The sequence below is a fragment of the Haemophilus sp. HN_Hi08 genome (genome assembly GCF_049824455.1).
GTDB classification, from domain to species: Bacteria; Pseudomonadota; Gammaproteobacteria; order Enterobacterales; family Pasteurellaceae; genus Haemophilus; species Haemophilus influenzae_D.
In genome coordinates this window covers 1,810,145-1,835,453 of the sequence record NZ_CP187493.1, presented here as the reverse complement: position 1 = coordinate 1,835,453, position 25,309 = coordinate 1,810,145, and the positions used below count along the sequence as shown (strand labels likewise).

Annotated in this window: 20 protein-coding genes and 1 riboswitch; of the genes, 17 read left to right on the top strand and 3 right to left on the bottom strand. The window is 36.6% G+C overall.

The features are described 5' to 3' along the window. Positions 1 to 193: 193 nt before the first annotated feature. Together ACPT8O_RS08955 and ACPT8O_RS08950 are read right to left on the bottom strand one after the other, a co-directional pair. Positions 194 to 2,932, bottom strand: a complete 2,739-nt coding sequence (locus ACPT8O_RS08955) for a lactoferrin/transferrin family TonB-dependent receptor (RefSeq protein WP_021034811.1) — start codon at positions 2,930 to 2,932, stop codon at positions 194 to 196. A gap of 12 nt (positions 2,933 to 2,944) precedes the next feature. Further along, on the bottom strand, positions 2,945 to 4,804 hold the full coding sequence (locus ACPT8O_RS08950) for a transferrin-binding protein-like solute binding protein (protein WP_021034812.1): 1,860 nt from the start codon (positions 4,802 to 4,804) through the stop codon (positions 2,945 to 2,947). A gap of 98 nt (positions 4,805 to 4,902) precedes the next feature. Between ACPT8O_RS08950 and ACPT8O_RS08945 the strand changes: the two genes are divergently transcribed. The 15 genes from ACPT8O_RS08945 to bioB all read left to right on the top strand — a co-directional run bounded on the left by ACPT8O_RS08945 (position 4,903) and on the right by bioB (position 21,309). After that, a complete protein-coding gene (locus ACPT8O_RS08945; RefSeq protein WP_021034813.1) occupies positions 4,903 to 6,348 on the top strand; it encodes a surface lipoprotein assembly modifier in 1,446 nt (481 codons plus the stop codon). 184 nt (positions 6,349 to 6,532) lie between these two features. Next, a complete protein-coding gene (rpmH, locus tag ACPT8O_RS08940; protein ID WP_005539760.1) occupies positions 6,533 to 6,667 on the top strand; it encodes a 50S ribosomal protein L34 in 135 nt (44 codons plus the stop codon). A 12-nt stretch (positions 6,668 to 6,679) separates the two neighbouring features. Further along, positions 6,680 to 7,039 carry a ribonuclease P protein component gene (gene rnpA, locus ACPT8O_RS08935; RefSeq protein ID WP_041175288.1) on the top strand — a complete coding sequence of 120 codons (360 nt, stop codon included), beginning with the start codon at positions 6,680 to 6,682 and terminating at the stop codon, positions 7,037 to 7,039. Continuing rightward, complete coding sequence (yidD, locus tag ACPT8O_RS08930) at positions 7,003 to 7,263, top strand: membrane protein insertion efficiency factor YidD (RefSeq protein WP_005647910.1); 261 nt, start codon at positions 7,003 to 7,005, stop codon at positions 7,261 to 7,263. Before rnpA ends, yidD begins: the two co-directional genes overlap by 37 nt. Then, entirely contained in the window at positions 7,263 to 8,888 is a 1,626-nt protein-coding gene (gene yidC, locus ACPT8O_RS08925) for a membrane protein insertase YidC (protein ID WP_021034815.1), read from the top strand. Before yidD ends, yidC begins: the two co-directional genes overlap by 1 nt. A 703-nt stretch (positions 8,889 to 9,591) precedes the next feature. Continuing rightward, positions 9,592 to 10,950, top strand: a complete 1,359-nt coding sequence (gene mnmE, locus ACPT8O_RS08920; protein WP_021034816.1) for a tRNA uridine-5-carboxymethylaminomethyl(34) synthesis GTPase MnmE — start codon at positions 9,592 to 9,594, stop codon at positions 10,948 to 10,950. A 191-nt stretch (positions 10,951 to 11,141) separates the two neighbouring features. Next, the gene (locus ACPT8O_RS08915) at positions 11,142 to 13,010 is read left to right on the top strand and encodes a SurA N-terminal domain-containing protein (RefSeq protein ID WP_021034817.1); all 1,869 of its coding nucleotides are present in this window, start codon (positions 11,142 to 11,144) and stop codon (positions 13,008 to 13,010) included. 87 nt (positions 13,011 to 13,097) lie between these two features. Next, positions 13,098 to 14,657: a phosphoethanolamine transferase gene (locus tag ACPT8O_RS08910; protein ID WP_021034820.1), complete on the top strand. Its 1,560-nt coding sequence runs from the start codon at positions 13,098 to 13,100 to the stop codon at positions 14,655 to 14,657. Between the two features lie 69 nt (positions 14,658 to 14,726). Continuing rightward, positions 14,727 to 15,242, top strand: a complete 516-nt coding sequence (gene lspA / locus ACPT8O_RS08905; protein WP_021034821.1) for a signal peptidase II — start codon at positions 14,727 to 14,729, stop codon at positions 15,240 to 15,242. Beyond that, a complete protein-coding gene (gene ispH / locus ACPT8O_RS08900; protein ID WP_021034822.1) occupies positions 15,239 to 16,183 on the top strand; it encodes a 4-hydroxy-3-methylbut-2-enyl diphosphate reductase in 945 nt (314 codons plus the stop codon). Before lspA ends, ispH begins: the two co-directional genes overlap by 4 nt. Before the next feature lie 167 nt (positions 16,184 to 16,350). Further along, on the top strand, positions 16,351 to 16,698 hold the full coding sequence (locus ACPT8O_RS08895; RefSeq protein WP_021034824.1) for a helix-hairpin-helix domain-containing protein: 348 nt from the start codon (positions 16,351 to 16,353) through the stop codon (positions 16,696 to 16,698). Positions 16,699 to 16,804: 106 nt separating this feature from the next. Further along, positions 16,805 to 16,892, top strand: a riboswitch (TPP riboswitch). Between the two features lie 52 nt (positions 16,893 to 16,944). After that, entirely contained in the window at positions 16,945 to 17,943 is a 999-nt protein-coding gene (gene thiB, locus ACPT8O_RS08890) for a thiamine ABC transporter substrate binding subunit (RefSeq protein WP_021034825.1), read from the top strand. A 4-nt stretch (positions 17,944 to 17,947) separates the two neighbouring features. Beyond that, positions 17,948 to 19,564, top strand: a complete 1,617-nt coding sequence (thiP, locus tag ACPT8O_RS08885; RefSeq protein ID WP_021034826.1) for a thiamine/thiamine pyrophosphate ABC transporter permease — start codon at positions 17,948 to 17,950, stop codon at positions 19,562 to 19,564. Then, positions 19,548 to 20,195, top strand: coding sequence for a thiamine ABC transporter ATP-binding protein (gene thiQ, locus ACPT8O_RS08880; RefSeq protein WP_021034827.1), 648 nt, complete (start codon positions 19,548 to 19,550; stop codon positions 20,193 to 20,195). The genes thiP and thiQ overlap by 17 nt, the downstream gene beginning before the upstream one ends. Before the next feature lie 112 nt (positions 20,196 to 20,307). Further along, positions 20,308 to 21,309: a biotin synthase BioB gene (gene bioB / locus ACPT8O_RS08875; RefSeq protein WP_014550962.1), complete on the top strand. Its 1,002-nt coding sequence runs from the start codon at positions 20,308 to 20,310 to the stop codon at positions 21,307 to 21,309. Between the two features lie 123 nt (positions 21,310 to 21,432). Here bioB and tkt read toward each other — a convergent pair whose 3' ends face one another. Then, on the bottom strand, positions 21,433 to 23,430 hold the full coding sequence (tkt, locus tag ACPT8O_RS08870; protein ID WP_041175289.1) for a transketolase: 1,998 nt from the start codon (positions 23,428 to 23,430) through the stop codon (positions 21,433 to 21,435). 379 nt (positions 23,431 to 23,809) lie between these two features. On the opposite strand from tkt, the gene serB reads away from it, so the two are divergent. Both serB and ACPT8O_RS08860 read left to right on the top strand, forming a co-directional pair. Next, complete coding sequence (gene serB, locus ACPT8O_RS08865) at positions 23,810 to 24,754, top strand: phosphoserine phosphatase (RefSeq protein WP_021034830.1); 945 nt, start codon at positions 23,810 to 23,812, stop codon at positions 24,752 to 24,754. Between the two features lie 17 nt (positions 24,755 to 24,771). Next, complete coding sequence (locus tag ACPT8O_RS08860) at positions 24,772 to 25,263, top strand: YajQ family cyclic di-GMP-binding protein (protein ID WP_005651674.1); 492 nt, start codon at positions 24,772 to 24,774, stop codon at positions 25,261 to 25,263. Positions 25,264 to 25,309 lie beyond the last annotated feature (46 nt).

Sequence of the window (25,309 nt, the reverse complement as noted above, 5' to 3'; positions counted from 1 at the left end):
AAAAGGATCCTTGTTATTTTTGTAATAGAGAAAAGTGCGGTAAAAATTGTCGGAGATTTTACAATAAATGCGTGAAAAGATCTTCTAAAAAATCTAGGTTTAGATTTTCATTTAACTATATTATAGAACAGAAAAGAAATGCGCCAGCTTGGGTATAAATATAGCATATTTAGTCCATCTAGCGCATTTTAATTTAGAATTTCATTTCTAATGTTAAAGTGTAATTTCGCCCAGGGGCAGCATAGCGAGTATAATTACCAACATTTTGATGTTGATTGACCGCACCTTGTGCTGTTTGACGCACCGCTTCCCAAGTGACATAGCGATAGTTTAATAAATTATATACTCCTAATCGGAACAAAATACTTTTATTCACCATGTAATAACCTGATATATCCAAAATATGCCATGCTCGAGTAAGTTTTTTTGTTGATTTTACATCCCTTGAACTGCTACCTAATGCCCGTCGTCCTACTAACTCATTTTGTGATTTAGCTTTTGATTGAGTAAACATTGTATTGATTCCCCAAATATTACTTGGGTGATCATAGCCTAAACCAATGATATAGCGGTTGGGCTGAATGGCATCAAATAAATAACTGCTTACGGAGGCTAAACCAGCATTGATTTTTTGATCTTTAACTTTTACTCGGTTATAAGCAAATGTTGCATACCAACCGTAGGGAATACGTTTCCATAAACCATTAAAATCTAATTGCGCAGTTATATTTATACCAACTAATTTTGCATTTTGTGCATTATGATATCCATAATTGCCCTTTCCAGTAGTTCCATTTTTACTAAGTTCTTCAGCAAAGGCGATAAGATTTCGATAAGCATTACTAAAATGACTGATCTCAATATTACCAAAATCCCCTTTTAGAGCGAGACCAAACTCTTGGTTACGAGATGTTTCAGGCTTAAATTTACCTACATAAACATCAGCATTATTGCCGCCATACCGCCATCCATACATTTCAGCAAAACTAGGATTTCTAAACCCAGTAGAAAGGCGATAAGAAAGATCAAGCCATTCCGTTGGTTTTATGACAATACCAGTATTCCAAGAGAAATTTTTAAATTTACCAACACTAATAGTTGATTCATTAGCTTTTGTACGAGATACGTCATACCGAATACCTACTCCTAAATCAACGTATTTCCCTAATGCCATATTATTGCGTGCTGCGAAATAATAATTTTTCCCTTTAATTAACCGCACTTTACAGTCTCTGTAATTAGAGGAATTACCTTGATAATTACAAAAATCTTGTCCTACAAAAGATGGATTTGGTTTCGGGTATAAGTAAGGGGTTGAGGAGAAACCATTTCTTATTTTACCTTTCTCTGAAATACTACTTGCCGTAGCGATAACACGTCGAGTTAAATAATCTTTGTGCTGAAGCATTGAAGTGAAGTCATCAAAACCAAGATTGAAAGCAATTTGTTGAGTAAACCAATCCAGTTTAATCTTTTTCTCTAAATCTAATTGCAGCATGTTATGTTTTTCTTTATAAACATTTCTATCAGAATGATAGTATGAATAAGGTTTATCAAGTGTTGGGCGACAATTTTTACTTGGATTAGGATAAAGACTGCAATGTGTATGTTGCATATAACTGTCAAGTATAATGTTTTGTTGATTAGCACTTAACACTGCTTTGTCAATGATTCCCACTTTGTTCTTATTTTCGTAAATATATTCAATACCTATACGCTGTTTTCTATGGTGTTCATCAAAATAAAGCCCACTTGCATATTTAACGCCTCGGCCATCTTCAATACGTTGGTATGCACCATAATCTTGCATGGGATAAAAAGAAGGAGTGCTTAAATCACGCCTTTCTGTTGGGCTTAAATAAGCGGGAAATGTCATATCACGGATATCAAATTTTTGTTGTGTTAATTCAAAAATACCACCGATATAGTGTTGTTCAGAAAAATGATAACCTCCTCTTAAAAACCAAGACTGGCTTTCATATTTCATTGGATTAGGTTTGATACGGTTAGCCCCTGTATAATCTGAAACACTTACAGTTTCTCTTTGGGAGGATAAAGTTGCGGGTGGTTTGGGTGAGGTTTTACACTTGTCATAATCACCATTTAGACACTCATTTTGCATCACAAAGTATGCTGAGGATTTATCTGTTTTGGCGATTAATCGATCATAACTTTGTACGCCTTTTAATGCGTCTGGATGGATTTGGGTTTCCTCCGAATTTCGTTGAGTGTAAATGGCGACCCCTTCAAATCCCCCTTGTTTTCCAGCTACAGCTAAAGAATGGGTAAAGCCTTTATTTTTGCTTGAATAAGCATTTTTAGTTTGAATTCCCCATGATTTGTCTCCCTCTAAGATATCGGCTGCTGATTTGCTTTGAAATGTTACAGAACCAGCTAGTGCCCCATTACCATACTCAGAAGAACTGCCCCCTTTGCTTATTTCGACTGCTTTTACATTTTCATATTCAATTTCATTAATTGCACCAGTGCCAGAATATCCTGAACGAGCAACTAAAGGGCTTTGAACTACATAAGATTGCGTTTGAGGCAAACCATCTACTAATAAAGCAACTCTATTTCTGTCCATACCACGAATAGAATATCCAGAACTTGCACCGCGACCTTGTTCTACAACTGAAATACCTGGATCATAGCGTGTTAGATCACGAATATTTAATACCTGTTCTCGGCTGATACTTTCACTAGTTTTTATAATTTTGCCAAGTCCAGTTACTTCATTATCTTTACGATCTCTTATTTTTTCTGCAGTGACTGAGATAGTTTCTAATTCTGAATCTTCTGTACTTTGAGTGCCCACTTCAAATGATATAGCTTCTTTTGTATCTTTTATACTTTGAGTTTCTGCTTTTACATAGCATGAAATTAAAAGACAAGAAATAATACTTAGGCGAAAATAGGATTGTTTAGTCATTTCAGTATTCCATTATTTGGTTGTTTCTACTTGTTGTTTAGCTCCAAACACAACGGCCGCACGAGCATTTTCTGAATTAGGCGATGAGGCGGCTGTTGGTGAATTTCCAGCATTTGTAGTTGCGGTGTTTTTTCCGTTATAGGTGAAGTATCCTCCTAATTCAGAAGCATGAGGTCCATAAAATGCCCCGTTTACGTCAGTTGTAATATTAATTTTGGCATTTTGAGTTTGACTGTTTTTACCATCTATTACTAAATCTTTTGCAGTTGCTGTACCTTTAAAGGAATTGCCACCGTTGAAGGTTGCCTCAATACTAAATACGGTATTTTGCGTGTCTGCACGTTTTAACTCCCCTTTTAATGTTTTATTGTCAAAATTAACATCAAAATCAGAAACACCACTTTTATCTCGCTGTTTATCTCCAGTAGTTGAGTAAGATGTCTTACCATCACTAATATAACCAAACCAACTACCATGATATTTTGCACTTCCCATTTTAGGGATTTCTGAGCTGACAGTACGGTGACCTAATAAGAATTGATAATAAGTGTTGGTCGTTGCCACCGTTTGTTTTTCTTTGTCTTTTTCTTCTTCTGTAATAGGCTTATTCTCATAATACATACCAAATTTTACATAGCTTAGATTATTGCAACATGCTTCTACTTTATAGGTTTTATTTCCCACATTATGGTGCTTACTACTAATAAAATCACCACTATTTTCAGGTAAAAGAGGAATGGGATGATTATCAATTAAAAGATAATCTGCCTCACCAAAACTTGATATATCTTGGGTTGTAAAGTCTGTTGCATTGGTTGTTTTAGTAGAAAAGGTGGTTAGTTTGCCATCAATTAAGGTTTCTCTGGATAACTCTTTGTTTTCTGGGGTTTGTGGAGTTTCTTTGGCACTAAATACCCCAAAAACTCGTTTATTGTCAGCTAAAAACTTTCCTCCTAATTCTTCACCTTTAGGCCCGTAAAAACCACCTTCTAAGACTCCTTCGCTGGTAAAGGGATGTTCTTGAGAATTTTTTTGAGCAGGATTTACTTTACCTCTGAATCTATTACTATAAATATCGGCATTAATATCATAGAGTTTATGTTTTGTATCTTGTGATTTATTAAGATTTGTTTGACGTAAATTATAATAAAGTTTTCCAGTGAGCTTTTTCGTACCAAAATTCACAGTAAATTCACTAGTTAATCCCGTGTCACCGTTTTCTAAATCAATGTCTGCTGGAATTGCACTACGTCTGGAATAAGCTTGTCGGTTATTATTACTTAACAAAGAATAACTTTTGCCCTTTTCAGTTGCTGTGATAAAGCTCCAAGTCCCTTCGTACTTTGCTACACCGCTTACTGGCAAGTCTGTTGCAGTCTTATTACCATAATAAAATGCATAACCATAATAGCCAGCATAAGCTTTTTTCTCTCCGCTTTTCGAAAAATCACGCCAACTATCGATATAATACAACCCAGAATAAACATATTTTTGTGAATTGGAACCTTGTAATGCTGCATTAGGTTCCTCAATTGAGCCAATTGGGGTATCCCCGTTTTTATTGTTGCTTTCAATATCCTTTCTTATTGAGGAAAGCTCTGTTAAAACAACATAATCATTCAATAAGCTTGGTTCTCCGCTTGCGTTAGGATGTATATTTTGCGCAACTAACTTCATTCCCCCTCCTAAAGAGGGAATAGATAGCTTGTCTAAATTCGATTTTGTTCTTGAATTTGAAGTATTATCTTGATAGCGCGATCTGCTAGAAGAGGAATGGCTAGAGACGTTATCTACATCAAAAGAGCCACCTCCCCCGCTACAAGCACTTAATAAAAGGGAAAGTCCACCAGAGATAAGAGGTACAGATTTCATAGAATTATATCCTTATACAAAATTAATAACCATTCGCATTATCATTTTTTTTTTGTAATAATGTCAACTTAGAATTTTTTAAGTTCAATGGATAAAATATGAAAAATGGCGTAAAACAACTTTCTCTCTTATCATTAATAGGCTTATCATTAACAAATGTAGCTTGGGCAGAAGTTGCACGTCCTAAAAATGATATATTGACAAATACAATTCAAAGTGCGGAATTAAAAACCTCCTCTTTTTCCTCTATGACTAAGAAAGAAATACCAAATAGGCATATTATTTCTCTTTCCAAAAGCCAATTAGCGCACCATCCAAGACTTGTTTTGCGTGGGTTAATTCTTGCTTTATATCAAAATAACACTCAGGCAGTTCAACTGTTATTACCACTATATAAACAATTTCCTCAACAAGATAATTTCTTACTAACTTGGGCAAAGGCTATTGAAGCTCGTGAACAAGGTGATTTAACTCAATCTATTGCTTATTATCGTGAATTATTCGCTCGAGACGCATCTTTACTACCTTTACGTTATCAATTAGCTCAAGCTCTATTTTTTAACTATGAAAATGAAGCTGCCAAAATTCAATTTGAAAAATTACGTACAGAGGTAGATGATGAAAAATTTTTAGGTGTTATTGATCAGTATCTTTTAACACTAAATCAGCGGAATCAATGGATATGGCAAGTAGGATTAAATTTTTTAAATGATGATAATTTGAATAACGCTCCAAAAAGTGGCACAAAAATTGGTAATTGGACCGCTTGGGAAAAAGAAAGTGGGAAGGGGGTAGGGTATTCTTTATCAGTAGAAAAAAAATGGCCGTGGGCAGATCATTTTTTTAGTAAAACTATGTTTAATGGGAATGGAAAATATTATTGGGATAATAAAAAATACAATGAGGCTACTTTGCGTATAGGTGGTGGTTTAGGCTATCAAACTGCCTCAGTTGAAGTCTCGTTGATTCCTTTTAAAGAAAAACGCTGGTATGCAGGCGGTAGCTCTGGAACGAATACAATGAAGCAATATGCGGATAAACTAGGTATTCGTTTAGAAATGATAGATTGGCTAAGTAAAACTTGGCAAATTTCTACCGCACTTGAGTATGGAGAATCTCGTTATAAAATCCGAAAACATTTAGATGGTAATTATTATTTCGTTTCATCAACATTATTTTATTTACCTAAAAGCACCCAATTTTGGTTTGTTGGCATGGATTTTCATAGAGAAAATACACAAGCATTAGATAATGCTTATCAACAAAAGACATTGAGACTTGGTTGGGGGCAGGATTGGCCTTATGGTATTTCATCACGTTTTACTTTTAGTTATGCTAATCGAGTGTACAAAGAGAAAGATTTTATTGGTATACAGCAAAAAAATCGCGAATACACAACCACAATTACTTTATGGCATCGAAATATACATTTTATGGGGCTAACACCCAAATTATCGTGGGATTATCAAAAATCCACTAGTAATCATGCTTTTTATCGTTATGATAAAAATAGAATTTATCTCGAAATTGGAAAAACATTTTAAGGCTGAAAAGTTGTAAACTAACTGTTGAGTTATCTCTAACATTGTCAAATGTGCATACACTATATTTTTAATATTAGTTTGAAATTTTTTAAAAAATTTCCGTTTCTTATTTGACGAACGCGCATTTTATGACTAGAATTGCGTCCTGTTTTATTCACTCTTAATTGTATTTAGGTAAATTAAAATGAAACGTACATTTCAACCTTCTGTATTAAAACGTAGTCGTACTCACGGTTTCCGTGCTCGTATGGCAACTAAAAATGGCCGTCAAGTTTTAGCGCGTCGCCGTGCTAAAGGTCGTAAAAGTTTATCTGCATAATCACAATTCTTAGTGATTAAGCTGAACTTTTCAAGGGAGTTACGTTTATTAACTCCCATTCAATTCAAAAATGTTTTCGAACAGCCATTCAGAGCTAGTACTCCCGAAATTACAATCCTTGCTAGAAAAAATAATCTTGAACATCCGCGTTTAGGTTTGACCGTTGCTAAAAAACATTTAAAACGCGCCCACGAGCGTAATCGAATTAAACGCTTAGTACGAGAAAGTTTTCGTTTATCACAGCATCGCTTGCCTGCTTATGATTTTGTTTTTGTAGCTAAAAATGGTATTGGAAAACTCGACAATAGCACATTTGCACAAATACTCGAAAAATTATGGCAGAGACACATTCGCTTGGCACAAAAATCTTAATTAAGATTATCCGTCTTTATCAAATTATGATTAGTCCGTTTATTGGGGCTCGTTGTCGGTTTGTACCTACTTGTTCTTGCTATGGTATTGAAGCATTAAAAACACACGGATTATTAAAAGGTGGTTGGCTTACGCTGAAACGTGTATTAAAATGCCATCCTTTAAACGCAGGTGGATTCGATCCTGTTCCACCAAAAACCAATAATAATGATGAGAAAAAATAATGGACTCAAGACGTAGCCTATTAGTGCTTGCACTGATTTTTATTTCTTTCCTTGTTTATCAGCAATGGCAGTTGGATAAAAATCCACCTGTGCAAACTGAACAAACAACTTCAATGACTGCCACTTCTGACGTTCCGGCAAGTTCCCCTTCTAATTCACAAGCCATAGCAGATTCTCAAATGCGTGGTCGTATTATTACTCTTGAAAACGATGTGTTCCGTTTGAAAATTGATACATTGGGTGGCGATGTAATTAGCTCTGAATTATTAAAATATGATGCAGAATTGGATTCAAAAACACCGTTTGAATTATTAAAAGATACTAAAGAGCATATTTATATTGCGCAAAGTGGTTTAATTGGTAAAAACGGTATTGATACTCGTTCTGGTCGTGCGCAATATCAAATTGAAGGCGATAATTTTAAATTAGCAGAGGGTCAAGAATCTCTTTCTGTACCGCTTCTTTTTGAAAAAGATGGCGTAACTTATCAAAAAATCTTTGTGTTAAAACGTGGTAGCTACGATTTAGGCGTAGATTACAAGATTGATAACCAAAGTGGTCAAGCCATTGAAGTTGAGCCTTATGGTCAATTGAAGCATTCTATTGTTGAAAGCTCTGGTAATGTTGCAATGCCTACTTATACTGGCGGTGCATATTCTTCTTCAGACACTAACTATAAAAAATATAGTTTTGCTGATATGCAAGATAATAATCTTTCTATTGATACTAAAGCTGGTTGGGTTGCGGTGTTACAACATTATTTCGTTTCTGCATGGATCCCAAATCAAGATGTAAATAATCAACTTTATACAATTACAGATAGTAAAAATAATGTTGCATCAATTGGTTATCGTGGTCCTGTTGTCACTATTCCTGCTGGTAGCCAAGAGACGATTACAAGTTCATTGTGGACTGGCCCTAAACTTCAAAATCAAATGGCAACTGTCGCAAATAATTTAGATTTAACCGTTGATTATGGCTGGGCTTGGTTTATTGCTAAACCGTTATTCTGGTTATTAACCTTTATTCAAGGGATTGTATCTAACTGGGGTTTAGCGATTATCTGTGTAACAATTGTAGTGAAAGCAATTTTGTATCCTCTTACAAAAGCACAATATACTTCAATGGCTAAAATGCGTATTTTGCAACCGAAAATGCAAGAAATGCGTGAACGTTTTGGAGATGATCGCCAACGTATGAGCCAAGAAATGATGAAGCTTTATAAAGAGGAAAAAGTAAATCCACTTGGTGGTTGTTTGCCAATTCTTCTTCAAATGCCAATTTTTATCGCATTATACTGGACGTTCTTAGAAGCCGTTGAATTACGTCATGCACCATTCTTTGGTTGGATCCAAGACTTATCGGCACAAGATCCTTATTACATTCTCCCTATTTTAATGGGTATCTCAATGTTCTTGTTGCAAAAAATGTCTCCAACACCAGTAACTGACCCAACACAACAAAAAGTAATGAATTTTATGCCATTAGTTTTTATGTTCTTTTTCTTGTGGTTCCCTGCAGGTTTAGTGTTGTATTGGTTAGTTTCCAACTTAATTACAATCGCCCAACAGCAATTAATTTATCGTGGTTTAGAGAAAAAAGGGTTGCATTCTCGTAAGAAATAGTCACGAACAGGCAAAAAGAAAGGCACAGAATGTGCCTTTCTTTATTTTACTGCCGTGGGTATACCTACCCTAGGTAGTGTGTACCTACCCTAGGCAATCAACCGTGGGTAAGTATACCCACGGTTAATTATAGTAATAGTAGTTCCCCTTTGGGGAACGTCAAGCTCTACCCCAAAGGGGTAGCACTAGGATAAACCTAGGGTATATTTACCCTAGGTCGTAGTGTACTTACCCTAAGCAATCAACCGTGGGTAAGTATACCCACGGTTAATTATAGTAATAATAGTTCCCCTCTGGGGAACGTCAAGCTCTACCCCAAAGGGGTAGCACTAGGATAAACCTAGGGTATACCTACCCTAGGTAGTAGTATACCTACCCTAAGCAATCAACCGTGGGTAAGTATACCCACGGTTAATTATAGTAATAATAGTTCCCCTTTGGGGAACGTCAAGCTCTACCCCAAAGGGGTAGCACTAGGATAAACCTAGGGTATACCTACCCTAGGTAGTAGTGTACCAACCCTAGGCAATCAACCGTGGGTAGGTATACCCACGGTTGATTATAGTAATAGTAGTTCCCCTTTGGGGAACGTCAAGCTCTACCCCAAAGGGGTAGCACTAGGATAAACCTAGGGTATACCTACCCTAGGTAGTAGTGTACCTACCCAAGGAAACATATCTACCCAGACAATAATAGGTTTTTTATGAAAGAAACAATCGTTGCTCAAGCTACTGCGCCAGGTCGTGGTGGTATTGGGATTTTAAGAGTCTCTGGACCTTTAGCAACAGAAGTTGCTCAAGCTATATTAGGTAAATGCCCTAAGCCAAGAATGGCAGATTATCTTCCTTTTAAAGATGCTGATGGCACTATTTTAGATCAAGGGATTGCGCTTTATTTCAAATCGCCAAATTCATTTACTGGTGAAGATGTATTGGAATTGCAAGGTCACGGTGGGCAGGTTGTATTAGATTTATTACTCAAACGTATTTTACAAATTGACGGAATCCGTTTGGCGAGACCAGGCGAGTTTTCTGAACAAGCTTTTTTGAATGATAAATTGGATCTTGCTCAAGCAGAGGCCATTGCAGATTTAATTGATGCAACATCAGAACAAGCGGCACGCTCAGCATTAAAATCATTACAAGGCGAGTTTTCTAAAAAAGTAAATGAATTGGTTGATTCTGTGATTTATTTACGTACCTATGTGGAAGCAAGCATTGATTTTCCTGATGAGGAAATTGATTTCTTGGCAGATGGAAAAATTGAAGCAAATTTACGCGGTATTATAAATCAGTTGGAAGATGTTCGCGCTGAAGCTAAACAAGGTTCTATTTTACGTGAGGGGATGAAAGTCGTGATTGCCGGTCGCCCGAATGCAGGTAAATCGAGTTTGCTTAATGCACTTGCTGGTCGCGAAGCAGCTATCGTCACGGATATTGCAGGTACAACCCGTGATGTATTGCGTGAGCATATTCATATTGACGGTATGCCATTGCATATTATTGATACCGCAGGTCTTCGAGATGCAACCGATGAAGTAGAACGTATTGGCATTTCTCGCGCTTGGACAGAGATTGAGCAAGCCGATCGAATTATTTTGATGTTAGATAGTAGCGATCCTGAAAGTGTAGATTTAACCAAAGTGCGGTCAGAATTTTTAGCAAAATTACCCTCAACCTTGCCAGTTACTATTGTTAGAAACAAAATTGATTTAAATGGCGAACAAGCAAGTGAAAGCGAAGAGGGCGGTTATCAAATTATTAGTCTTTCTGCTCAAACGCATGATGGTGTAAAACTTTTACGTGAGCATTTGAAACAAGCAATGGGTTTTCAAACAGGTATCGAAGGGGGATTTTTAGCTCGTCGTCGTCATTTAGATGCGCTGGATAAAGCCGCAGAGCATTTACAAATCGGTTTGGTTCAACTTACTGAATTTCACGCGGGGGAACTTTTAGCGGAAGAATTACGTTTAGTTCAAAGCTATTTAAGTGAAATTACGGGTCAATTCACATCCGATGATTTACTCGGCAGTATTTTTAGTTCTTTCTGCATTGGAAAATAGGAAGGATAAAGTGCGGTCATTTTCTTGGGCAAAAATTCAAATCAAAAGCGGCAATATTTGGTAGGGTCTTGTTGACAGAAATTAGTATTAGCTTGCTTTACGAACTAGGTGTTTTCACTTTTTAAGATGCTAATTTTTTACGTTTAGATTATAATCGGGAAAATTTTTATATTTATAACAAGGGTTATAGAATGTTAATTGAAAAAATGCACAATTTAACAAACTCAAAGATTTCTAAATTTATCTTAGGTTTGATTACTGTATCGTTTTTAGTTGGTGGAATGTCTGGCTATCTTTTTAGCTCAAATGATACTTATGCGGCAAAAGTGAACGGCGAAGTGATTTCTCAACAAGATTTTTTAAATCGCTATAATCAAGAATTTGAAATACGCGCACAACGTGAGGGAGAGGCGTTTATGGGTCAGTCAGATTCTCCTGAATTTGTTACCGCACTTCGTCAAAACATCGTTAATCTAATGATTGATCAAGAATTACTTCGCCAATATGTTAAAGAATTAAAATTAGGCGTGAGTGATGAAATGATTAAACGTGCAATCGTGACTGATCCTAATTTTCAAGTAAAGGGTAAATTTGATAATTCTGTTTATCAACGAATATTACAACAAAATCATTTAACGTCAGATGGTTACGCTTCAATTTTACGTGCTTCGTTACCTCTTGAACAAATACAAAATGGCGTTGCTAACAGTGAATTTATTGTTCCTGCTCAAGTAAAAAATAGTGCAGAAATTTTCTTTCAAAAGCGTTTAGCTCGTTTAGCAACTTTATCTCTTGCAGATGAAATGGCAAAACAATCAGTCTCTGATGATGAAATCAAAACTTATTATGAAGCTAATCAAAAATCTTTTGTTCAGCCAGAGCAGGTTAAAGTTCAGTATATTGATCTTTCTGCAGATAACATAAGTAAAAATCTTCAAGTTACAGATATAGAAATTGCACAATATTATCAAGATAATAAAGCACAATTTATGACTCAGCGTTTAGCACATATTCAATTTGCAAATGAACAAGATGCGAAAGTGGCTTACGAGGAATTACAGAAAGGGGCAAATTTCGCTGATGTCGCTAAAACGAAATCTTTGGATAAAATTTCTGGCGAGAATGGCGGGGATTTAGGCTGGGTAAATGCGAATGAATTACCAAAAGCCTTTGAAGATGCCGCAGCTGCATTGCAGGTAGGGCAATATAGCCAACCAATCAATGTAGACGGCAATTACCATATTGTGTTAGTGCAAGAACGTAAAGCGCAAAGTTTGGAGAATGTGAAAGCTCAAATTGCAGATTTAGTTCGTAAATCTTTGATGGAGAGTCGTTATTTTTCTTTAGAAAAACAAGCGAGTGATAAGGCTTTTGAAGACAGTAAGTCTCTTAATACTGCAGCACAAGCAGCAGGTGTTAAGGTTCAAGAGAGCGATTATTTTTCTCGTCAAAATGTGCCTGCTGGATTAAATTTCCCTAATGTTATTTACACAATATTTGAATCAGATACTACGAATGTTGGTATGAATTCTGAACCAATTAATGTAGGCGATTATCACACAATTATTGTACGTGTGTTGGATCGCAAAGCAGAGGGCGTAAAAAGTTTAGAAGAGGCTAAAATAGATATTGAAACTTTCTTAAAACGTCAGAAAGCTGAGAATGTACTTAATGAAAAAGCACAACAAGCAGTGAAAAAATTAAGTGAAAACCCTGAATCAAAAATAGATGGCATTAATTTCTCAAGTGAGCAGACTTTTACGTTAAGTGAAAATAAAGATCCTATTTTAACAAATGGTATATTTTCAATTGCTAAACCTGAATCAAGTAAAGCTCTTTATCAAGTGGTGCATAATTCAAATGGCGATGTGGTTGTTGTTGCCTTGAATAAGGTTGAACAAGGCAGTTTAAGTGAAAAAGAATTGTCGCAATTTGGTATGCAATTATTGCGTAGTCATCAATCTGAATTACAACTTCAGTTAATACAAGGATTACGTGAGAGAGCAAAAATTGAGGTAAATGACTCTTTCATCAATCAAGATGATGAAGTGCAACAATAACAGGTTAAATGATAATTTGAGATAAATTTTGCTCAAAAGTGCGGTAAATTTCACCGCACTTTTTTACTTTTGTGCAAAAGGAAGTTAATGATGTTTGGGAAAGAAATAATTCATTCTAAAACAATATGGTTTTATTTTTTATTGTTTCTCTTTTCCATATTTACCAATATGGGATTAGGCAATGTATTAAGTGAGAATATTCCCGTTTCAGATTACGCAATTTTATTTGTTATCACGGCGATTTCTTTTTATTTTACCCCTTGGCTTGGGCGAATATTAATTACTGTATTATTCCTCAGTGCGCTATTTTATTGCTCTGCTGGTTTTTTCTATGGAATTCCATCTTTGGGGATTATCGCTTCTGTTTATGAAACGAATATTAATGAAACCTTGGAATATTACACGACCATTCCTTTTTGGATATTTTTATTTCAAGTTAGTTATATCATTTTATTTGTTGCTTTAATGAAATTAAGTTTTTATGTTAAACAACAAGCATTTAAATGGCTAAATATTGCTGTTATCAGTCTATTATTAGTGTTTTCTTACAATCAATTTTCTAATTGGAACTACGCCTATAAATTCCGTTTTTATCCAGTTCTTTTTTATTCTGAATTTGATCGAATGAATGATCTGTATTTAGAACAACGAGATTTTCTAAATCAATCCGTTAATGCGCCGTCTCAATGGGATATTCAATCTTTTACGCCAAAATATAAAAATTATATTTTAATTATTGGTGAAAGTATGCGAAAAGATTATATGTCGTTATATGGCTTTCCACTGAAAACCACGCCATTTTTAGAGCGTGTGAAAGGCACAGTTTTTGAAAATTATTATTCTGCAGCACCGAATACGCAACCGTCTTTACAACACACCCTATATCGAGCAGAAAAAGGGGAAACGGTTTATACGGATAATATTATTTCTTTAGCCAAAAAAGCGGGCGTAAAAACTTATTGGATTTCTAATCAAGGCAAAATTGGGGAATTTGATACGATGGCCTCTCGTATTGGTCAAAGTGCGGATGAAACGGTTTTTATGAAGCCGTTAGGTTACAATTCTAAAAAAGTTTATGACGATGAAATGTTGCCTGTATTAGATAAAGCCTTAAAAGAAAATATTACGAATCCAAAATTAATTGTGATTCATTTAATGGGCTCACATCCAGCCTTTTGTGAGCGTCTTCCGTACGAGGTTAAAAATTATTTTATTAATCAATCTATGTCTTGTTATTTAGAATCGATTAAATATACGGATCAGTTTTTAGAAAAATTAAATTCGCAGTTAGTATCGCAAAATGAACCCTATTCGGTGATTTACTTTTCTGATCATGGGCTTGCTCATTATGAGGATTCTGAAGGTTTATCATTGCATCCAAATAATCTTTATAAACAAAATTATGAAATTCCTTTCGTTATGTTTTCGAGTGATAGTAAAAAGCTAGAAAAAATAAAAACGCCACAATCGGCATTTAATTTTGTTTATGGTTTTGCTGATTGGATGGGAATTAAGGAAAAACATTTACAAGGCGTGGATTTCTTCCATCCTGAAAAACAGGAAATTAAGGTATTTGATTGGAATAACGTTGTAAATGTTAAAGAGTTGGCTGATGATCCAGCAAAATTACCAGAAGCCGTTCAGTAAATGAGATCGTGCTTTATCATTTATCGGCTTGTGCTAGAATGAGCGGAATTTTTTTAAAAGGGAAATAGTATGTCCAAAAAATCAGGGCTTTCGTTTTTATGGTTAAGTGCGGTCGCTTTCGTGGTGGATTTGTTTACAAAATACATTGTGGTACAAAAATTTGATTTGTATGAAAGTGTTAATGTGCTGCCTGTTTTTAACCTGACTTATGTTCGCAATTATGGCGCAGCATTTAGTTTCTTGGCAGATCATAGTGGCTGGCAACAATATTTCTTTATTTCGTTGGCATTGGCTATTTCAGGCATGTTGGTTTATTTTTTAGCAAAAAATAATGCCGAACAAAAAATCCAAAATTCTGCTTATGCACTGATTATTGGTGGTGCATTAGCGAATATGGTAGATCGAGCTTACAATGGTTTCGTCGTGGATTTCTTTGATTTCTATTGGGATATTTATCATTATCCAGTGTTTAATATCGCTGATATTGCCATTTGTATTGGCACAGGGTTGTTAGCATTGGATGCGTTTAAGAGCGAAAAGAAAAAAGTACAAGATAAACAAGTAGAAAAGTGCGGTCAGAAATGAAGATAATTTTAGCCAATCCACGAGGATTCTGTGCCGGTGTAGACCGTGCTATTAGTATTGTTGAACTCGCCTTAGAAATTCATGGCGCACCGATTTATGTTCGTCATGAAGTGGTGCATAACCGATTTGTTGTGAACGGATTGCGTGATCGTGGTGCGATCTTCGTGGAAGAATTAAGCGCGGTACCTGATGGTGCGATCGTGATTTTTTCTGCGCACGGCGTATCTCAAGCCGTTCGACAAGAAGCGAAAGACCGCAATCTCAAAGTATTTGATGCAACCTGTCCTTTGGTGACCAAAGTGCATATGCAAGTTGCTCGTGCAAGTCGAAAGGGAACAAAAGCGATTTTGATTGGACATAAAGGACACCCTGAAGTTGAAGGCACAATGGGGCAGTATAGTAATGAAGATGGCGGAATTTTCTTGATTGAAAAAGTAGAAGATATTGCACGTTTGCCAATGCAAGACAATGATGATTTAACCTTTATGACGCAAACCACTTTATCGCTAGATGATACAGCAGAAACTATTGCTGCATTAAAGGAAAAATATCCCGCTATTCAAGGACCACATAAAAACGATATTTGTTATGCGACAACCAATCGTCAAGAAGCGGTGCGAGAATTGGCTAAATTATCAGATTTAGTGTTGGTTGTGGGGTCTAAAAACTCATCAAATTCAAATCGTTTAGCTGAATTGGCGTCTCGAATGGGGATTAAATCACAGCTTCTTGATGATCCTTCCGATATTCAAGATGATTGGTTTAATGATGTAAAAACCATAGGGATTACAGCTGGCGCGTCTGCACCCGAAGAATTAGTTCAATCGATTATTTCCCGCTTAAAAGAGTTTGGTGCGGATACTATAGAAGAGCTGCAAGGTTTAGAAGAAAATATGTTCTTTGAAGTGCCAAAAGAGTTGAGAATAAAAGAAGTTAATTAATACTAAGGGCTTATCGTCAATGATAAGTCCTTGTTTTTTCATTCAAATTAAGAATTTTTGCGATCGAGATCGCAAAAGTGCGGTCAGTTTCTTGAGGTTTTTTGCAAGGCAGGAAAAAATAGGTGTGTTGATTGTTGATCAACGGTTCATATTATAAGGAAACCTCTATGAAATTAATGAAAACATTATTCACTTCGTTTGTATTGTGTGGGGCACTTGCAGCTGGTTCCACTTTTGCTGAAGACAAGGTGGTTGAGCAAACAACTCAAGCTGTTGTGACCACTCAAACGGATTCACAAGTAGCAGCAGCTATGATGGGAGATAAATTGAATATTAACATAGCAACTGCCAGTGAAATTCAAAAATCCCTAACTGGCATTGGTGCGAAAAAAGCGGAAGCTATTGTGCAATATCGTGAAAAACACGGTAATTTTACTAATGTAGAACAGCTTTTAGAAGTACAAGGAATTGGCAAAGCAACACTAGAGAAAAATCGTGATCGTATAATCTTTTAATTTTCTAACCTCCAATGAATGCCCTGTTTTACAGGGCTTTTTTATTCTTTACACACAGAATACATTAAAAAGCCGTTGGCAACTTGAGTAAATTTTAATACACTAGCAAGCCTAGTCGGGGTGCAATACGCTGAGATCATACCCGTGAACCTGAAACAGTTAATACTGACGTAGGAAACTAGGAATATAGCCTTATCTCCTTTTCGTCATTATTGCTGCCTTTTAATCATAAATAAGGATGTAATAATGAACCTTCTTAAATTAACCTTAATTTCTACCGCACTTTTTTCCACTGCAGCATTAGCACAATCACAGCAAAGTGTGAACGTATATAGCTACGATTCTTTCACTTCTGAATGGGGTGCGGGGCCAAAAGTAAAACAAGATTTTGAAAAAGCACACCCACAATGCACTATTAATTTTACGCCTTTTGAAAGCGTTGGAGTGTTGCTCAACCGTGTTCGTTTGGAAGGAAAGAAAACAAAAGCGGATATTGTGCTAGGTTTAGATAACTTTTTTTTGGAACAAGCTGAAAAAACAGGTATTTTTGCGCCAAATAACGTGGATTTAACTCAGCTTGATTTACCAACAAAATGGACAAATAAGACCTTCTTGCCTTTCGACTTCGGTAACTATGCTTTTGTGTATGATAAAACCAAATTACAAAACCCACCGAAAAGTTTGAAAGAATTAGTTGAACGTCAAGATCTTCGTGTGATTTATCAAGATCCTCGCACCAGCAGTGTGGGACGTGGTTTATTGGTTTGGATGAATGTAATTTATCCTGAAGATAAAATTCAATCTGCTTGGAAAAATTTAGATAAGCATACGGTAACAGTGGGTAAAGGCTGGTCAGATACTTACGGTGCATTCTTAAAAGGCGAAGCGGATTTAGTATTAAGTTACAGCACATCGCCACTTTATCATCAACTTTTTGAGAAAAAAGATAATTATGCGGCGACAGATTTTGCGGAAGGGCATATTACTCAAGTAGAATTAGCGGCAAGAGTTGCCAACCATCCAAATCAATGTGCGGATGATTTTATGGCATTTTTAATTTCGCCTACAGCACAAAAACATATTGTGACAGCCAATATTATGTTGCCAGTTATTCAAGGCGAAATTGAACCGCACTTTGATGCGCTTAAAGTTCAACAAAAAATGCAAACACCAATTAATCCAACAGTGAATCCTGAGCAGTTAAAAAATTGGATCAGCACTTGGCAAACTACATTAACAAAATAATTTGATGCTGTCGTTATTTCATCATCCACAATTCCGCCTGCGTCATTATGTGGGCGGCGTTGTTGTCATCGGCGTGATTACGCTTTTTTATGGAAGTGCGTTAAGTTCAATCTTTACATTGGGCGATGAATTACAATGGCGAGCTTGGTTTACTGATGATTATCTACAGCATCTGATTCTTTTCAGTTTTGGGCAAGCTTTACTTTCTACCGTTTTATCTATTTTCTTTGGTTTACTTCTCGCTCGGGCATTATTTTATAAGCCATTTTTTGGAAAAAAGTGGTTGTTAAAATTAATGTCGCTAACTTTTGTCTTACCTGCTTTAGTGGCAATTTTTGGTTTGATCGGTATTTATGGTTCAAGCGGTTGGTTAGCTTGGTTTGCTAATCTTTTTGGAATGTCGTGGCAGGGGCATATTTACGGACTTTCGGGAATTTTAATTGCGCACCTTTTTTTCAATATCCCACTGGCAGCGCAACTTTTCTTACAAAGTTTGCAAAGTATCCCTTATCAGCAACGTCAGCTTGCAGCCCAGCTTAATTTACAAGGTTGGCAATTCGTTAAATTGGTGGAGTGGCCTGTTTTTCGTCAGCAATGTTTGCCCACATTTAGCTTGATTTTTATGCTGTGTTTTACCAGTTTTACCGTTGTTCTTACGCTAGGTGGTGGGCCTCAATATACAACATTAGAAACAGCAATCTACCAAGCGATTTTATTTGAATTTGATCTGCCGAAAGCGGCACTCTTTGCTATGTTGCAATTTGTATTTTGCTTGCTTTTATTTAGTTTAACATCTCGTTTTTCGCCTTCTAATCAAAATGGTTTGAGCAATAGTAATATTTGGTTTGTGAAACCTAAAAGTGCGGTCAAAATTTTCCATGTTTTTGTTTTAATTGTTTTTGTCTTTTTCCTTTTTTCGCCAGTTTTGAATATTCTTATTAGCGCATTGAGTTCATCAAGTTTACTCAAGGTTTGGCATAATTCTCAACTTTGGCATGCGTTAGGTTATTCACTTTCTATCGCACCCTTGTCCGCATTACTTGCATTAACGATGGCGATTGCCTTATTGCTTTTATCACGCCGTTTAGAATGGTTACATTATCAGAAAATCGCTCAATTTATTATTAATACAGGAATGGTAATTTTGGCAATCCCGATTTTAGTGCTTGCGATGGGGTTATTTTTATTATTACAAGAGCGTGATTTTTCCAATATTGATTTGTTTATCATCGTTGTATTTTGTAATGCCTTAAGTGCAATGCCTTTTGTTTTACGTATTTTAAGCGCACCTTTTCATAACAATATGCGTTATTACGAAAATCTGTGTAACAGTTTGGGAATTGTAGGTTGGCAACGTTTTTATCTGATTGAGTGGAAAACCTTGCGCGCACCGCTGCGTTATGCTTTTGCTTTAGGTTTAGCGTTATCTCTCGGCGATTTTACGGCGATTGCGTTATTTGGCAATCAAGAGTTTACTTCTCTACCGCATTTGTTATATCAGCAGCTAGGGAATTATCGTAATCAAGATGCAGCTGTAACCGCAGGGATTTTATTATTGCTTTGTGGCATATTGTTTGCCTTTATTCACACATATAGGGATGCTGATGATTTATCTAAATAATGTGATTTTGAATGATAAAACCTTACCGATGTGCTTTAATTTGAACGTTAAGGCTGGCGAACGTGTCGCAATTATTGGCGAAAGTGGCGCAGGGAAAAGTACCTTATTGAATTTAATTGCTGGGTTTGAATTTCCTGCTCAAGGAGAAATTTGGTTAAACGATAAAAATCATACGCGTAGTGCGCCTTACGAGCGTCCTGTTTCGATGCTATTTCAAGAAAATAACTTATTTCCCCATTTGACTATACAACAAAATCTTGCCTTAGGAATAAAACCCTCTTTAAAATTAACTGCACTTGAGCAGGAAAAAATTGAACAGGTCGCTTGTTCTGTAGGATTGGGCGATTATTTACAACGTTTACCGAATTCTCTTTCGGGGGGGCAAAAACAACGAGTGGCATTGGCGCGTTGTTTATTGAGAGATAAGCCAATTTTGTTATTAGATGAACCGTTTTCGGCGTTAGATCAGAAACTTCGGGTAGAAATGCTTGCTTTAATCGCTAAACTTTGTGACGAGAAAGATTTAACATTGCTACTTGTTACCCACCAACCATCGGAATTAATCGGCTCGATAGATCAGGTGTTAGTGGTGGAAAATGGTCAGATAAGTCAATTACAAAAAGGGGTGTAAAATTAGTTTTATTCATAACGTTGAATTGATTGTTTCTACCATATACACTAGTTCATCAATTAAGAAAGTATAAAAAGCGTGGTGTTTTTAACCGCACTTTCAAAGGAAAAATATGTTAGCGGAAAAATTACAAATTAACTCTATTACACCTCATCCAAGTGTAGAATATTGGTCTGTTTGCAAAGTTGAGGCGTTATTTGAAACGCCATTTTTGGAATTAGTTTACCGAGCAGCGCAAATTCATCGTAAGCATTTTAATCCTCGCACGATTCAGTTATCCACGTTAATGTCTATCAAAACGGGTGGATGCCCAGAAGACTGTGGTTATTGCCCTCAATCAGCCCGTTATCATACTGGCGTACAAAATCAACAGTTATTAGATGTTAATGAAATTATTGCGAAAGCAAAAATTGCGAAAGCGCGTGGTGCAGGGCGTTTTTGTATGGGCGCAGCTTGGCGAGGCCCTAAGCCAAAAGATATTGAGAAAGTCACAGAAATTATTAAAGCAGTGAAATCGCTTGGTTTAGAAACTTGCGGTACCTTTGGTTTATTGCAAGACGGTATGGCAGAAGATTTAAAAGAAGCTGGATTAGATTATTACAATCATAATCTTGATACCGCGCCAGAACATTATGCGGAAGTGATTGGTACACGCCGTTTTGATGATCGTCTTAGCACTTTAGGAAAAGTACGCAAAGCTGGGTTAAAAGTGTGTTGTGGCGGCATTGTGGGGATGAATGAAACTCGTAAAGAACGAGCAGGATTAATCGCGAGCCTTGCAAATCTTGATCCGCAACCTGAGTCAGTGCCGATTAATCAACTCGTTAAGGTTGAAGGTACACCCTTAGCCGATGCGGAAGAATTAGATTGGACGGAGTTTGTGCGAACGATTGCTGTTGCACGTATTACCATGCCAAAAAGTTATGTTCGTCTTTCTGCAGGTCGCAGTGGTATGACTGAAGAAATGCAAGCGATGTGTTTTATGGCGGGGGCAAATTCGATTTTCTATGGCGATAAATTACTTGTTACAGATAATCCAGAAGAAGATGGCGATCAGTTATTAATGGCAAAATTAGATTTAGAGCCAGAAACTGCAGAAAATAAAAAGTTGTAGTTTTCGTTAGATAGCTGAGAAATTAAGTATACATCTATTCCTTTCTTTATTTCATATCTCACAATAATTTTTAATAGCCAATAAAATAGCTCCTTGAATATCAAGGAGCTAATTATATGAATCTTAAAGAATTTCTTTTGCTTTCGCTACCACGTTTTCAACAGTGAAACCAAAGAGTTTAAATAATTGATCTGCTGGTGCGGATTCGCCGAAGCTATTCATACCGACAACACGACCGTTGAATCCAACGTATTTATACCAGAAGTCAGCAATACCCGCTTCAATTGCAACACGTTTTGTTACAGCTGCAGGCAATACGCTTTCACGGTATGCTGCATCTTGTTTATCAAAACGATTAGTGCTTGGCATAGAAACAACACGCACTTTTTTACCTTCAGCACTCAATACATCTGCAGCTTTTACTGCTAATTCCACTTCAGAACCTGTCGCAATGAAGATTAACTCAGGTGTGCCATCACAATCTTTTAACACATAAGCACCAAGTTTAACTGCATCTAATTGTGCAGAAGTGCGGTTCATTTGAGCAAGATTTTGACGGGTAAAGATCAACGCACTTGGGCCATCTTGACGTTCAACCGCTTGTTGCCATGCAATAGCAGATTCCACTTGGTCACATGGACGCCATGTTTCAAGGTTTGGAATTAAGCGTAGTGAAGTCGTTTGTTCTACAGGTTGGTGTGTCGGGCCATCTTCGCCTAAACCGATAGAATCGTGAGTGTAAACGAATAAAGCGCGTTGTTTCATTAATGCCGCCATACGTACCGCATTGTGTGCATATTCGTAGAACATTAAGAAAGTTGCACCATAAGGAATGAAACCTCCGTGTAAAGCAATACCGTTCATAATGGCAGACATACCAAATTCACGCACACCGTAGTTGATGTAGTTACCACCTACGTTTTCATGCGCACGAATCGGTTTAGAACCACTCCATAAGGTTAAGTTAGAGCTTGCTAAGTCTGCAGAACCACCTAAAAATTCAGGTAATACGTGAGCGTACGCCTCGATTGCATTTTGTGATGCTTTACGGCTTGCGATGCTCGCTGGGTTCGCTTGTAATTTTTCGATGAACGTTTTAGATTCTGCCGCCCAATTTGCTGGTAATTCACCGTTTACACGACGTTTAAATTCTGCTGCCAATTCAGGATAGGCTTTTGCATAGGTGGCAAATTTTTCTTCCCAAGATTTTTCTGCTGCTGAGCCTTTCTCTTTTGCAGACCATTCAGCATAGTATTCAGCTGGAATTTCAAATGGCGCATATTCCCAACCAAGTGCTTTGCGAGTTAAAGCGATTTCTTCATCGCCTAATGGCGCTCCGTGGCTATCGTGAGAGCCTGATTTATTTGGAGAACCAAAACCAATGATGGTTTTACAAATTATTAACGTTGGTTTTTCTTTTTCTGCTTGAGCAAGAATGGTAGCAGCACGAATTTGCTCTGCATCGTGACCATCTACATTACGAATTACTTGCCAGTCATAAGCTTCAAAACGTGCTGCAGTATCATCGCTGAACCAACCATCAACATGACCATCAATGGAAATATTATTGTCATCGTAGAATGCGATTAATTTGCCAAGACCTAATGTTCCTGCTAAAGAGCAAGCCTCGTGAGAAATCCCTTCCATTAAACAACCATCGCCTAAGAATACATAAGTATGGTGATCGACAATTTCATGGCCTTCACGGTTAAATTGACCTGCAAGTGTTTTTTCTGCAATTGCCATACCAACAGCATTGGTAATACCTTGACCAAGAGGGCCAGTCGTGGTTTCAACACCGGGGGCATAACCATATTCTGGGTGGCCTGGGGTTTTAGAATGTAATTGACGGAATTGTTTTAAATCTTCGATAGAAAGATCATAGCCAGTTAAATGTAAAAGACTATAAATCAACATAGAACCATGGCCGTTAGAAAGTACAAAACGATCTCGGTCAGCCCATTTAGGATTAGTTGGATTATGTTTTAAAAAGTCGCGCCATAATACTTCAGCAATATCCGCCATCCCCATTGGGGCTCCAGGGTGACCTGATTTCGCTTTTTGTACAGAATCCATTGCTAAGACACGAATTGCATTGGCTAATTGTCTACGAGTTGCCATTTTGTTCTCCTGTGATAATTCGTTTTGAAAAATAATCCAGCGCATTCTACCTTATTTCTGAAAGAAATTTAGCAAAAATCCACACTCAATTTAATAGTTTGTGATAATAATCAAATTCTACGATGACATTGATGAAAACGCATACTACTAGATTTCATTATCAAATTTACCGCACTTTTTTCTCTTTGAGTTTATGATAAGCACGGCGATAATGATTTAAAAATAATTGTTTTACACTAAATAAGATGACGCCAAATATCCTTAGGCTTAGGGAAATAATCGTTGCAAGTATCATTGAGTAGTTTTTCTTTAATTATTTGCACTTTTTCAACTTACATCGGTTAAAATCTTTTTAGTCGCCACAACTTACAGGATTTTTATGCAAATTCAACGTTTCGAAAGTATTACACAAAAATACCCACAATTTCCTACCGCACTTTTAGCCAATGAAGCACTAACACAGGGGAGGGACTTTTTTGTTTTATACGGTACAAAATTGGACATAAGCACGCTAGAAAAATTTCAACAAAAGTGCGGTCAAAATTTACAGATTTTTGATGTTTGGATGGTAGCACAAAATATTGTGGTTTTGTTGAAAGGGCAATGGGTTGCTGATTTCGTTAAATTTGCGAATGGTGTTGAAGTAGATATTGCCAAATTAGATTTCAGTCCTAAATTGTCTCAAGCGGGATTATTGGTGATGGATATGGATTCTACCGCTATTCAAATTGAGTGTATTGATGAAATTGCGAAACTAGTGGGTGTTGGCGAACTTGTTTCTGCGATTACGGAAAGCGCAATGAGAGGTGAATTAGATTTCGAGCAAAGTTTGCGTCGTCGAGTTGGTACATTAAAAGGTGCGCCAGAAAGCATTTTGCAGCAAGTTAGAGAGAATTTACCGCTAATGTCTGGACTAATCGAAACTATCCAAACCTTACAAAAATATGGCTGGAAAACCGCAATTGCTTCAGGCGGATTTACTTATTTTGCGGATTATTTGAAAGCGTTATTACAGCTTGATTTTGCTGCATCAAATCAATTTGATATTGAAGATGGAAAACTCACTGGCTTAGTTAAAGGCGATGTGGTTGATGCCCAATATAAAGCTAAAACATTGCAACATTTGTTAGAGGAATACCGTATTGATTCACAATATTCTATTGCTATTGGCGATGGTGCAAATGACTTGGCAATGATGAATGTGGCAGGGCTAGGTGTTGCGTTCCATGCTAAACCTAAAGTACAACAACAAGCGCAAATTGTGGTAAACTTCGCCGACTTAACCGCACTTTTATGCCTTTTAAGTGCCAATGATCGAATTTAATAAAACGGGAGAAGACCATGCCATCTTTTGATATTGTTTCTGAAATTACTTTACACGAAGTTCGTAATGCAGTGGAAAATGCCAACCGTGTGCTTAGCACGCGTTATGATTTTCGTGGTGTCGAAGCGGTAATTGAATTAAATGAAAAAAATGAAACGATTAAAATTACCACAGAATCTGATTTCCAACTTGAGCAATTAATTGAGATTTTAATTGGTTCTTGCATTAAACGTGGTATTGAGCATAGTTCTTTAGATATTCCTGCAGAAAGCGAACACCACGGTAAACTTTATAGTAAAGAAATCAAACTTAAGCAGGGTATTGAAACAGAGATGGCGAAGAAAATTACTAAATTAGTAAAAGATTCTAAAATCAAAGTTCAAACTCAAATTCAGGGCGAACAAGTGCGTGTGACAGGTAAGTCACGTGATGATTTACAGGCTGTCATTCAACTTGTAAAAAGTGCTGAATTAGGCCAACCATTCCAATTTAATAATTTTAGAGATTAGTTTTCAAATAAGGGCGAAATGTTGTCATAGTTTTTTGATAAAACTT